Below are 12,214 nucleotides of genomic sequence, written 5' to 3'. Positions count from 1 at the left end.
CAGGTATTTCTACCATGCATGTTGACTTATCACGCGAATCGCGCAAATTACTCCCTCACAACCATTTCATTTTACCCTGGCACACTATCATTGTCAAGACAATGCGCCAGGATTTTTTTGTTATACTCTTTTGTTAATTATTTTCCAGATATGGTTGAGCGGTGAGGCCAGGTGCTGCTGAGCCTTTTGGCAATAACTGAATCTCGATGGCTTCCAACCGGTAACCAAATCCTGCGGTACCCGCTTCAGCGCCATTTTTTGCCCAGTCCATCCAACCCAGGTTTTCGACGTGAACCCTATAATATACATCAAACTGCTCAGCATCGGCACCGGTTAATGCGATTTTAATAGCTTCCAGCCGCAGCGATTCACCGGTCGTTCCGCTCATGTCACCGTTGCTCTTAAAATCCTGCCAGCCCAGGTTTTGGACATGGGTACGGTATTCAATGCCCAGATCATAACCACTGATATCCATCTTTACTTCAATGCCTTCCAGACGTAAGGATTGCCCGGAGGTGCCGCTGATCCCGCCATTACTCTGCCAATTCTGCCAGCCCACATCCTGGATATGGGTGCGATAGAGACAATTGGCAAAAGTGTCCCGGCTTTGGGTAAAAACTTTAATACAAACATTGCTGTGGTCTTTTTTTGAGGTATCGTACCAGCCGCCGGTGCCCGTATTACTGGTAAAGCTCTCGCCGGGGTTGGCACTAACAGCACTGCTGTAATTTTCAACCCGGCTTTCTACCGGTACTGAGTCATTGGTTCCCGGGGTTCTGAATTGGACGACAACCGCAAACTTCTGTCCGGCCACCAGTCCCACCGGATTGTCCAGATCGATGGTATAATAACCGCCCCGCTGGAAGCTGGCGGTCTGGGTAGTCCTCAAGGTCCCACTGTTTGGCTTGCCATCATTGACATCGGTATAGATCTTGATTTCAGCCGTTGTTCCGGGGGTTAATGCATAGGTGCTTACCGCTGTCAGATTATCGCTGGCCGCTGCGGTAAAGATATTGGCGCCCCAGGCGGTGTTATCATCATCTTGATAGCCCATGGCCGAGATGTTGCCCAAAGGATCATACTGATATATCTGGCTGTAATTATCAGTCGCTTCGGCATTATGAAAAGCGGTCACATTGCTGCCGGCATAGCTATCATAATAGGACATATAAAAGTAACCGCCATCGCCCCATTCCGATCCCCAGCTGTTACGGATAATCCAGGCACCATCACCCTCAGGTTTTTTACTAAAATTGTCCCGACTGTAATGATCATCCCAGCCGACAATCACTACATCATGGTCGGGGTTTTCATCGCCATCATAATAAAAGGCAGCGTTATCACTATTGAAATATTCTTCGCTGTCCAACGGCACCGAATACATGGAAGTATAAAGCGCCCCGCCATCTATCAAAGCCTGCTTAATCGCCGACGGTAAGTTGGGAATCGCGGCTACTTCCTGGACATGGTAAACCGGAGCTAAGCCAGTTTTTTTCGGACTGTCATAGGGGTCACTGCTTTCACTGACCGGACCGCTCCACCGGGCCAGGTAAGCGGTGGCCATGGTATAGTTACCGCCGTCATCAGGAGTTCCATCAAAGCCGTTATTCCACATCAGGTTATTTTCTGACAGATCGACGATTGTATCTTGCTTGAGATAGGATTCCAGAGAAGCCAGACTGGCAAAAGCCCAGCAGCTTCCGTAATCACCCTGTTGACGGATATCCGTTATTCGACCCGTGTCGCGGAGATCGTAGGCGACCGGGAGCGTTGCCGACGAAGCTATTGTAGTTTCCGTGCCCTCATAGCGTTGTAGCGGTGGCGGAATATACCCTCGGGAATGACCGTCGCTGGTTGAGGTGTTTAGTGTTCCCAACTTGAGATCATCCTGATATTGAACAAAAGCCGGATTTAAGGGCGCTGCGGTTGGCTCTGTGACTTCTTCTAAAGCCCAGGCACTGGCCGGAATCAAAACAGTCAGCATGATGCTGACCAGCAGCAACGACAGTGATTTCTTTAAATAATTTTTCATTCTCGCTCCTTTTTCTCTTTATTTGGCCTTATCTTTAATCTGTTTGCTCTGCTGATGCTCCCGTTCCGGGCTCCTTTCCTGATTCGATCTGATCAAGCAAAGCGTTGAATTTTTCGGTGAGGGTGTCGACATTGGTCTTCAATTCGTCATCTCCCGGGGTACAGTTCCCGGGGAAGCCGTAGATCCGTCCGCTCCCCACTTCCTTCAATAAAAAAAGTATCTCCGCGATTTCCGGGGCAAATTTTTTCCTGACATTTGTTACTTCATCCATTATTTCCTCCTGATAATTAACTTTCAGCAATATTTAGACACTGCTACAAAAATATTTTAGCCGCTCTGATCAAAAAAATAACCGCCTGATTTAACGGCGGTTATCTTTTTCTGATCTAGAACCAGTGTTCTAATAATCAATGCGATCATGATAAACCTCCCATAATTCTATTCTAGGAAGTTATACCCCATAATCCCGCTTATTAACACCCTACATCACTTCCCGGATCACATCGTATTTGGCATCGTCGCTTTCAACAAACCCTTCTACTGGAGATTTGATATTGGGTGCCTTTACATATTCCACAAAAGCCTGTCTTAACAGTGCCGTAAATTCTTTTGGCAGTTTCGGATTAACGGCAATGGCATCCTTGGGGATGTCCGGGGTTTTAGCAATAATCCGGAATTCATCCAGATTAATACCGCTTTTCGCCGCCCCTTCCATCGCCTCGTTATAGGTGGCTCCGGCATCATATTCCCGGGACAGCACCGCTTTGATGACACTGTCATGACTGCCCAGATAGGATGTTTTACTGAAAACGGTCTTGGGATTCATGCCTTCGGATTTAATAATATGCTGGGCATAGAGGTATCCCGAAGCACTGCCCTCATCCACGTAGGCAAAACTGCGGCCTCTTAATCCGCTTAAGCTGCTGATGCCGCTGTCTTTACGGGTAATGATGTAACCATTGTAAGATACCTTGCCGTTGACTCGGGGTGATACCAGGGGCTCGATGCCAATTTTTTCATGAGCATTAACATAGGCAAAAGGCGAGAACCAGGCCACGTCGATGATACCTTCCTTCATGCCTTCACTGAGGGCATCATAATCCTTCACAATCATCGTACGAACCTTATATCCGATTTTTTTGAAGACCCCATTTAAAATGGGCACATACATGGTTTTGATGTTTTCTGGCGAGGTGAAAGGATTAACCCCAAAAATAATTTCATTTTTATTTTTATTTTTGGCAGTAAGCTTTTGAACATTGCTGGCCATTTCCGAAAGCTTGGTACAATAATCCAGCAGTTCGATATTTTTCGCCTTTTGATTCACAATCGTACTGATAGTATTGGTGGTAACCTGATGGGTCGAGTCCACCGCATCGGACACCTTGGCGATAGAAGACTGGATGCCATGGGAGGTGTTCACCTGGAGGCTGGAAATCGCTTTGATTTCATTCATCGAGTTGTTTAATTCGATTAGAACTTTTTGAATTTCTTCGATCACATCTCCGGATTTCTGAGCGGCATTTTCAATATCTTTGGTCCGGGTGGTACACCGTTCAATGGCGGTATTAGAACGATCCACTTCCACAATCACCTGATTAACAATCTGTTCTATTTCAGTGGCAAAGGTGGCGGTGCTGTCAGACAGCCGCTTGATCTCCTCAGCTACCACTGAAAATCCTTTACCGGCGGCACCAGCCCGGGCGGCCTCAATGCTGGCATTGAGAGCCAGCAGATTGGTTTGCCGGGAAATATCCTTAATATAATCCACAAATTTACTGATCTGCTTAGACGAGCCATCTAATTCATCATTAATACCCGAGGCCTGCTTAACCCCATCAATCAGATCCAAAAGCAGATCAGAAATGCTTTCGATGGTCGATCGGTTTTCGCTCAGCATATCAACCGAACGACTGGAGTTTTCTTCGATTCTGACAATATTGCCCTGAAGCTTATTTGATACCTGGGTAAAATCATTGATGTCCGCGTTGATTTCATAGGTACTGGCAGCATTTTCCTCGCTGAGTTTGGCGATTTCATCTGCTTGGGCGACAATGGTATTAAAGACTTTTACATTTTCTTCAGAAAACCAGCTCAGCTTTTTTATATCAAAGTCCATGGTCTCCAGCAGTGAAAAAAGCTCACTGTTGACATTGTCCTTTTCCTCGTCTTCCATCGGTTCATCTTTTTCTGCCATGGCGGTGAGCAGATTTAAAATGTTATTCATCGTCGCTTTATTCTCATTTAAAATTTCAACTGAAAGGGTTGAGCTTTCTTCCAGGCTCATCATATTTCTTTTCATTTCGCCCGAGGTTTGCGCAATGGACTTCACTTCCAAATGAATGTTTTCCAAATTTATTTCACTTTTTATTTCTTCCACGATCTGTCTCCATTCTCGAATTTATAAAAACGCATTACGCCCAGTTGCCATTTTTAAAAATGCAGATTTCCTGGCCATCTTTGGTCAATCCGGTAATCTCCAAATCTTTGGTGCCGATCATAAAATCCACATGGGTATCGGACTGGTTGCCACCGGCGGCAATCAATTCTTCTTTGGTCATTTTTACCCCACCGCTGATATTGGTGGGATAGCATTCCCCCAGGGCAAAATGACAGGCCGCATTTTCATCAAACAGGGTATCATAAAAAAGAATTCCGGTATTGGAAATCGGTGAATCATAGGGAACCAGCGCCACTTCACCTAACCGCCGAGATCCCTCGTCGGTTTCAATCAAGATTTTGAGGTACTCCTCGCCTTTGTCTGCCTGATAGTCAGTCACCTGGCCGTCGTGAAAGGTCAGGCTGAAATTCTCAATCAGGTTTCCCTGATAGGAAAGCGGCAATGATGACACAAGCGTCCCTTCAGCCCGGTAACAGTCCGGAGCGGTGAAAATTTCTTCGGTGGGCATGTTGGCAAAAAAGTAGACCTGGTCCGGGGTAAACTCACCCCCGCCTTCCCAGATGTGATCTTTCTGAAGACCGACGGTAAAATCGGTGCCGATGCTATTTTTATAGCGCAGGGTGTCAAAATGCGCATCATTCAGAACGCGGCATTTTTGGGCAAGCAAGACTTTATGGTCATTCCAGGCCTGAATCGCATCATCCTCACCGATGCGCACAGCATCAAAGATAGCATCCCAGAGTTTTACAATGGATTCCTGTTCATAAAGCTCAGGAAACACCTTCATCGCCCATTTGGCCTCAGGGACAGCCGCCACACACCACTGGAATTCGCTGTTCATCATTTTTTTATAATATGGTTCAAATGCTTTGGCCGAGGCTTTGCTGCTGGTTTGCAGTTTTTCACTGGCCACCCCTTTATAGGCCTCTGGATCGTTACCGACAATGGAAATCACTGCCGCTTTCTGCTCGGCATAATAGTTCCGGGATTCGGCCAGCCAATTGGGGATGTTGCCCAAAACCTCGAGGCTGACATTATCATAGCGGAGTCGGCTGGTTTTGACATCATTCCAGAAGACGATTACATCTCTGGCCCCAGCTTTATATGCCTCCCTAACGATCATCCGTCCAAACTCAAAATTCTCAACCGAACAATTAACCACCACCAATTGTTCTTTCTGCACATTTGCCCCAGTTTGGACAACGAGTCGGGCGTATTCCCTTAGTTTTTCCATATGGTCCATTTTATTTTCCTCATTTTCTTTTTAATCGTTACATAATATTTTAAGCCGGCTTTATGCAGATTTTAGATCACTGCGCAAAATCCGCTGTCATTTCATTTTTGTAAAATTTATAGTTTTATTTTTTTGAACGCTTATGGTAAAAATTATACCACTTTCATTAAATAAAGAAACAAGAAAAATTTGCAAAAAGTACCTAATCTTAATTTCAACTGGGAACAATTTGTCAATGATTGGCCTTCTGTTCACCATCTTTTACTATTTAATTGCCACTAAATAGCTGCGGTTCTTCTGCGCCCCTTAACAGCCTTAATCCACCCAGGGCCAGGGCTTCCATTTCGTTTTCCCCGGGCAGACATTTAATCGGGGCCAGAAAGGTGACGTAATCTTTGATCATGCTGGTGAGTTTTTCAGAATAGGCCATCCCACCGGTGAGGATAATTCCGTCAATTTCGCCTTTGAGTACCACGGCTATTTCGCCGATGCCTTTGGCAATCTGATAGACCTGGGCCGCATAGACCTGCTTAGCTTTTTGATCTCCGGACAAAATTCGCTGTTCGATTTCCCTGATATCCCCGGTACCCAGAAGGGCTTTTAAGCCTCCCTGCCCGCGGATTTTTTTGAGCAACTCATTTTTTTGATAATCCCCGCTGAAAATCAGCTCCACCAGGGCCAACAGGGGAACGCCGCCAGAGCGTTCCGGCGAAAAAGGGCCGGTATCATCGGCTATCACGTCGATGATCCGTCCCTTTTTATGGGCGCTGATAGAAATCCCGCCACCGAGATGGGCAATCACCAGGTTCATCTCAGCATAGGTTTTTCCCATTTCTTTAGCATACTTTCGGCCCATGGCTTTGCTGTTCAAAACATGGCAGAGGCTCTTTCTGTGAATCTCGGGAAAGCCGGTGACCCGGGCGACATCCGCCATTTCATCTGCTGAAACCGCATCATAGATAAAGGCCGGGATCCCCAGCGGGCCGGCTATGGCATCCGCCAGCAGGGCCCCGAGATTGGAGGCGTGGGGCGAAAGACGACCTGCCAAAATCAGATCTTTCATAGCCTGATTGACGCGGTAGCCACCGGCATGAATGGGCGGCAGCAAGCCGCCGCGTCCTACCACTGCCGCCAGTTGATGGAGGTTAAACTGGCGGGCGGTCAGAATTTCCAGCACTGTCTTTTTTCTGAATTCAAACTGATCATTAACGGTTGGAAAGGTCTCCAGAATAGTGCTATCATGCTCAACCGACTGGGTAAATACTTCAGTTTCATTTTCAAAAACGCCGATTTTAGTGGAGGTTGAGCCGGGATTAATGGTTAAAATAAAGTAAGTCTGCATCGACTGCCTTCCTCTTCTTTCCAATGATTTGTTCTCTCCATTGTAAACCCGATTCTGACTTTATGCAAATTTTATCAGCAGTTTTCCCGCTTCATATCTGGCACTTTGAACGGTTTTGTTGCGTAACACATCCGGCAGGGTAAAGCAACGTTTTTCGTTCTTGATCTGAATCATCAGTTCACTGCCTTTCTGTCCCATATCCAGATCCGACTTTTCGGCAAAAGGAATGTTCAAAATAAAAGCATAACCATCATCTTCCTTCTTAACTTCAAAAATCGTATCCTTAAATAAAACCGCCGCGGGATCAGTTTCGCCGAAAATCTGCTCGGCGGCTTCCAGCAAAATTGATTCGGTGGCCAGTTCCTTATTGAACAGCATCAGGGTGAAAACCGGCACCTCAGAAAAGCTCTCGCGAATTTCCTTGAGCCCCTCCTCCTGAAGATTAATCCATTTACTGAAATACCCGTTTAATGCTTTCTGCGGATAGACCTTGTTGACGATCACGGCATCGATGTTGTAGTTGTACAAATGCAGATAGGTGAAATTCCGCTTGGCTTCTTTGATGACAATCCGCTCCGGTGTTGTAACGATACGAATGCTGAGGATTTCCTTGTTGGTCATAATCGCCTGAAGCTGATAGAGTTTTTCATTCAATTGTTCCACATCATCAAAGACATTGTCCTCGGGCATTGGGATTTTCATGACTTTTTCCATCATCGGGCCGGCCATTTTAACGGCCTTCTTTTTCATCGGTAGTACCGTTTTGATCATATTGCCAAACATTTCCGGAAATTTTAACAGCGACAGCGTCTCCCCAGTGGGGGCACAGTCAACAATCAACACATCGTACAGGTTTTCTTCATAAATATCGGTAATTTTAAACAGTGAAAACAGTTCTTCCAGCCCCGGAAAGACGAGTAGTTCCTCAGCTTCAATGCCCCCTTCGGCTCTGGATGTCAGCAATTCCTTCATGTAGTTTTTCATATTTCCCCAGGCCCGCTCGCCTTCCAGGATGGCATCAATTTCCAGACCCCAGAGCTTATCGCTAATCTTGACGGGGGTGTTTGCCAGCTTTACTCCAAAAGAATCCGATAAGCTATGAGCCTGATCAGTACTCATGATTAAAACTTTTTTTCCGTCTTTGGCCAGCTTAACCGCCGTTGCCGCAGCCACACTGGTTTTACCGACACCGCCTTTGCCTGTATATAAAATAATTCGCATTTTTCTTCTCCCTTTTATTCGATCGATCAATCTATTTCATTGATGCTAAGTGATAGAAACCTTTTTGACTTTTTTCTCGCTGTCCGACCCATCCGTTTTTTCTTTTTCGGCAGCGTTCACCGAACTGCTCACATCAACAACCCATTCCTTAGCCAGATCAAAGATCATTCCTTTGACTTCTTTTTCAATCACCTGAACATGTTGGGCGATGCTCGGTGATAACAGCGACAAAAACGCATCGCGTTCATACTGCTTTGCCAGGATCATGTTTTTAATAAATTCACGGTTCATTTGGTAGACCTCCCATATTTTTTTGAATCATAATAAATTGTACAAGGCTTGCTTTGCTGTACATTGAATACAGACAGCGAAGCTCATCGCACGGTATTCAAATCGTACTATTGAAACGCAATGATCAGGGTATTCTGATCAAATTTTGCCGATATGACGGCCATCCCGCGGAGGGTATTGGGCATCGGAATATTACGCTTATAATTGCCGATTTTGACAATCACGTCCGATCCGGACAAATTAACGGCCACCTCATCCTTGGTAATATTTGGTAAAAAAAGTTTCAGCTCATAACCGTTTTCGGTTTGCTCATATTTTTCCCCTTCGATATCGGCTTTGATCTCAAATAAATCAGCTCTTTCGGCGAAGACATCGTCACAGATCCGGTTGATGGCATCTAATCCCAGTAAATCGGTGTCGTACCAGGGAATATAATATTTGGGGATCTGGTCGAAACAGGTCTCAATTTCAGCGATGTATTTTTTCTGAATGGTAATCCATTCTTCAAAAAAAGGGTTGCCGATTTCGCGGGGCAGGATACGATTGATAAAAATGCCATCGACATTGTAGTTATAGAGTTTCATGTACATGTAATTTCGTTTGGTTTCTTCCACCACCATTTTCTCGGGAATGGTCACCAACCGGACTGAGGACACTTCTTTATTTTTCAATAGTTCCTGAAGTTCAATCAGTTTAACATAAAGGGTTTCGATATCACTCATGGCATGGTGGTCTGGCAACTGTATCTTAAATAAGGCTTTTGAAACCGGTGATAGAATTCGCACTGCCACCTTCCCGATCGGAAAAAACTTATCCATATACCAGCACATTAGCTCGGGAAATTTGAGTAGCGACAGGGTTTCTCCGGTGGGTGCACAGTCGACAATAATCCGTTCATAGTCACTGTTGTTATACAATTCCTGGATTTTAAGTAAGGCGAAAAGTTCATCCATACCCGGCATCATCGTAAACTCATCCATTTCGGCGCCTTCCGGATTGATTGAGCCAATCATGTTGCTAAAAGCCCGCATCAAGTTTTTAAAATCTTTTTCCATCACATAATTGGGATCAATTTCCAGAGCATAGAGATGATCGGCTACCTGCAATTCTTCTTTTCCGATCGGAACATTAAATAGATCCCCCAGATTGTGTGCCATGTCGGTACTGACGATTAGGGTTTTTTTGCCCTCCTGTGATGATTTAAGGGCGTGGGCAGCTGCCACACTGGTTTTCCCAACCCCGCCTTTGCCAGTAAATATCAATATCCGTTTCATTTGATTTCCTCCTCAGTTTATAATTCTTTCGTCGAATAGTTCGTCATTCGAAGTATATCTTCTAAAATATGCTGCCCGGGGGCAGCAGCTTTATTCAATCATGATCTTTCTGATTTTTGGTTCGGTTGGTTTGGCTTCGATTTTACTGGCATCGCGACTGAGGGTGTCCATGACCTTTTCCACCAGTTTGAAGATCAGTGTAACTTCCTCGGTCGTAAAGCTGTCCATCATCAGCTGTCCGTAACGAATCATCTCGTTGAGGATGTCCCGGATCGTTGCTCTACCAGCGTCGGTAAGTTTGATGGTGACCACCCGTTTGTCTTCTGAGCTTCTTTCCCGGACTAAAAAATCCCGCTTTTCCATTCGGGCGACAATGCCGGTGGCAGTGTTCAGGGGAACACTCAGGTAGTCGGCAATCTGGGTCATGTTCACATCGCTTCGCCGATATAAGAGCAACAGCACAAACACTTCATTCTTCGAACAATTAAACAGTTCATTTCCCCAAATCTCCGGGGACAACAAATATTTTATTTTATCGATGTATTCAAAAATCATTGTTTCAAGATTGCCATTGGAGCTATTATTCATTTGCTTTATCCTTATTCTCTTTTTGTAAATTACTTCGCCATTCGAATTAATTTAATTCTAAACCCGAAGTATTAATTTGTCAACCCTTTTGTCTTTTTTATTTTATTCTGAACGATCAGCTGATCTACCGACATTTTTCCCTCATTCAATCCGCTGATTTTATTTTTTTTAAAGAGCCCTTAAAGATTGCAGGTTATAATGCCTATTAAGTGATTTCAAAACTGATCGTAGCACTCACGGAGTCTCACAATTACCTGATCAACCAATAACCGAAAGGAGTGCCCATGAAATTTGGAAAATTTTTACTGCTCACCACCATCACATTAACCGCCATTTTGGTGGGCTGTTATCCTTATGCCCGCTATGTTGAACCCAATCTCTTAATGGTTAATCGGGAAAAACTTGAAAGCAGCAGAATTGAGGCGCCACTAAAAATTGTCTTTTTTGGCGATACGCACCTGGGCGAATTTAGTGATAATGGCCAACTCGATCGAATTATTACTAAAATAAATGCTGAAAATGCCGATCTTGTTATCTTTACCGGCGACCTCATTGGTTCCAGCAGAAATTTTACCGTCAATCCGGAAGCGATTGCCCAAAATTTAGCAAAGATCCAGGCCACCTATGGCAAGGTTGCGGTGATGGGAAATCATGAGTATGCCTTATTGGATCACTACAATTATGAGGATCTGATGAATGCTGCCGGTTTTGAGGTTCTCGTTAACGACTGGCTGGATATTTCAAAACTCAACGTCCGGCTGCTCGGTCTGGATGATGTTTATCGGGGCAACCCCGATATCAACCTGACTGATGAGGCACTTGATGGTGCTTATAATATTCTGTTGACCCATGAGCCCGATATTGTGGATGAAATGAACAGCGATGCTGTTCAGCTGGTTTTAGCCGGCCATACCCACGGCGGGCAGATTTCTCTGCCTTACTTAACCGAAAAAATCTTGCCGGCCAATGGAAAAAAGTATGTGAAAGGCCTTTTTGTCATTGGCATCGAGGGCCAAACTAACTTATTCGTTACCAAAGGCACCGGGATGACCAAATTGCCCTTTCGCTTTATGAACGTGCCTGAAATTGTTTCCATTGAGGTCAGCCCTTAGCATGATCACACCCCAAACAGATCAAAAACCTGATCGTCCCCGATTACCCGGGGACTTTTTTTGTCGGCGTTTTTAAGCATACTTTCTATCTTATCCTCAATGGATTTTTTGATCAGTTCTTCGACCGGCATCTTCCGCAGGTAAAAGAGCATCATCGGGTTCTGATCCAGTCGGGCGCCGACTCCGTATAAAACCGCTGCCACATGCTTGCACAGCCGGGCGCTGTCGGGGCAGCTGCAGTGAAAATGGATTTCTTTTGGGGCGGGAAACAACCCCTCCTGTCTGGTCGTAAAAAGACTCTCCAGCTCTTTGGGAAACTTGCCAGAAACGAGCTGTTCCAGCGATTCAATCCGGCGGTTGCACAAGGCGGTGATCTGCCTCCAGGTTTTTTCATCCAACGGATCAATGCCAATCTCAACCCGATAGGGTTTGGCCGTACTTCCCTGAACCAGAGCATGGATAGTCCCCTTTTCAACTTTTAAATGCAACACTGCCCCTTCCCGAACGTAACTGCGTCCCCGGCCAATCCGATTACTGTAATCAGCATAGCTTTCCAGGTTTTTGTTCCAGGCTTTTCCCCACCAGGTTTTGGCGATGACGGTGCCTTCAATGACTACCGGCTCGATATCTGGCATCGACCGCTTCAGTTTCTCCATCGATTTTCGGGCTTTTTCTTTTTTTTGAGCAACGGATACATAATCATAATCGTAATAACTCAT

Annotated in this window: 11 protein-coding genes; 1 reads left to right on the top strand and 10 read right to left on the bottom strand. The window is 45.3% G+C overall.

What is annotated here, in order from left to right; translation table 11 throughout:
- Positions 1–133: 133 nt before the first annotated feature.
- From ACEW8F_RS09325 to ACEW8F_RS09285, 9 genes are all read right to left on the bottom strand, one after another.
- Positions 134–2,032: a lectin like domain-containing protein gene (locus ACEW8F_RS09325; protein ID WP_373483202.1), complete on the bottom strand. Its 1,899-nt coding sequence runs from the start codon at positions 2,030–2,032 to the stop codon at positions 134–136.
- 34 nt (positions 2,033–2,066) lie between these two features.
- Entirely contained in the window at positions 2,067–2,303 is a 237-nt protein-coding gene (locus ACEW8F_RS09320; RefSeq protein ID WP_373483201.1) for a hypothetical protein, read from the bottom strand.
- 210 nt (positions 2,304–2,513) lie between these two features.
- Positions 2,514–4,412: a phosphate/phosphite/phosphonate ABC transporter substrate-binding protein gene (gene phnD, locus ACEW8F_RS09315; protein ID WP_373483200.1), complete on the bottom strand. Its 1,899-nt coding sequence runs from the start codon at positions 4,410–4,412 to the stop codon at positions 2,514–2,516.
- Between the two features lie 34 nt (positions 4,413–4,446).
- The gene (locus ACEW8F_RS09310) at positions 4,447–5,676 is read right to left on the bottom strand and encodes an aminopeptidase (RefSeq protein ID WP_373483199.1); all 1,230 of its coding nucleotides are present in this window, start codon (positions 5,674–5,676) and stop codon (positions 4,447–4,449) included.
- A 259-nt stretch (positions 5,677–5,935) separates the two neighbouring features.
- A complete protein-coding gene (gene buk, locus ACEW8F_RS09305; RefSeq protein ID WP_373483198.1) occupies positions 5,936–7,009 on the bottom strand; it encodes a butyrate kinase in 1,074 nt (357 codons plus the stop codon).
- A gap of 60 nt (positions 7,010–7,069) precedes the next feature.
- Positions 7,070–8,230, bottom strand: a complete 1,161-nt coding sequence (locus ACEW8F_RS09300) for an ArsA family ATPase (protein WP_373483197.1) — start codon at positions 8,228–8,230, stop codon at positions 7,070–7,072.
- A gap of 45 nt (positions 8,231–8,275) precedes the next feature.
- Complete coding sequence (locus ACEW8F_RS09295) at positions 8,276–8,521, bottom strand: hypothetical protein (protein ID WP_373483196.1); 246 nt, start codon at positions 8,519–8,521, stop codon at positions 8,276–8,278.
- Between the two features lie 107 nt (positions 8,522–8,628).
- A complete protein-coding gene (locus ACEW8F_RS09290; protein ID WP_373483195.1) occupies positions 8,629–9,795 on the bottom strand; it encodes an ArsA family ATPase in 1,167 nt (388 codons plus the stop codon).
- 90 nt (positions 9,796–9,885) lie between these two features.
- Positions 9,886–10,383, bottom strand: coding sequence for a MarR family transcriptional regulator (locus ACEW8F_RS09285; RefSeq protein ID WP_373483194.1), 498 nt, complete (start codon positions 10,381–10,383; stop codon positions 9,886–9,888).
- Between the two features lie 284 nt (positions 10,384–10,667).
- On the opposite strand from ACEW8F_RS09285, the gene ACEW8F_RS09280 reads away from it, so the two are divergent.
- The gene (locus ACEW8F_RS09280) at positions 10,668–11,495 is read left to right on the top strand and encodes a metallophosphoesterase (RefSeq protein ID WP_373483193.1); all 828 of its coding nucleotides are present in this window, start codon (positions 10,668–10,670) and stop codon (positions 11,493–11,495) included.
- A gap of 5 nt (positions 11,496–11,500) precedes the next feature.
- Here ACEW8F_RS09280 and ACEW8F_RS09275 read toward each other — a convergent pair whose 3' ends face one another.
- Complete coding sequence (locus ACEW8F_RS09275) at positions 11,501–12,214, bottom strand: SWIM zinc finger family protein (RefSeq protein ID WP_373483192.1); 714 nt, start codon at positions 12,212–12,214, stop codon at positions 11,501–11,503.

It is taken from the genome of Acetobacterium sp. (assembly GCF_041752335.1).
Taxonomy (GTDB): Bacteria; Bacillota; Clostridia; order Eubacteriales; family Eubacteriaceae; genus Acetobacterium.
The sequence above is the reverse complement of the archived record's forward strand: the minus strand, read 5'-3'. Positions and strand labels throughout refer to the sequence as shown.

Excerpts from the sequence above, each read along its gene's own strand:
- ACEW8F_RS09325 (WP_373483202.1), bottom strand. The coding sequence starts at position 2,032 with ATGAAAAATTATTTAAAGAAATCACTGTCGTTGCTGCTGGTCAGCATC.
- ACEW8F_RS09320 (WP_373483201.1), bottom strand. The coding sequence starts at position 2,303 with ATGGATGAAGTAACAAATGTCAGGAAAAAATTTGCCCCGGAAATCGCG.
- ACEW8F_RS09310 (WP_373483199.1), bottom strand. The coding sequence starts at position 5,676 with ATGGACCATATGGAAAAACTAAGGGAATACGCCCGACTCGTTGTCCAA.
- buk (WP_373483198.1), bottom strand. The coding sequence starts at position 7,009 with ATGCAGACTTACTTTATTTTAACCATTAATCCCGGCTCAACCTCCACT.
- ACEW8F_RS09300 (WP_373483197.1), bottom strand. The coding sequence starts at position 8,230 with ATGCGAATTATTTTATATACAGGCAAAGGCGGTGTCGGTAAAACCAGT.
- ACEW8F_RS09295 (WP_373483196.1), bottom strand. The coding sequence starts at position 8,521 with ATGAACCGTGAATTTATTAAAAACATGATCCTGGCAAAGCAGTATGAA.
- ACEW8F_RS09290 (WP_373483195.1), bottom strand. The coding sequence starts at position 9,795 with ATGAAACGGATATTGATATTTACTGGCAAAGGCGGGGTTGGGAAAACC.
- ACEW8F_RS09285 (WP_373483194.1), bottom strand. The coding sequence starts at position 10,383 with ATGAATAATAGCTCCAATGGCAATCTTGAAACAATGATTTTTGAATAC.
- ACEW8F_RS09280 (WP_373483193.1), top strand. The coding sequence starts at position 10,668 with ATGAAATTTGGAAAATTTTTACTGCTCACCACCATCACATTAACCGCC.
- ACEW8F_RS09275 (WP_373483192.1), bottom strand. The coding sequence starts at position 12,214 with ATGAGTTATTACGATTATGATTATGTATCCGTTGCTCAAAAAAAAGAA.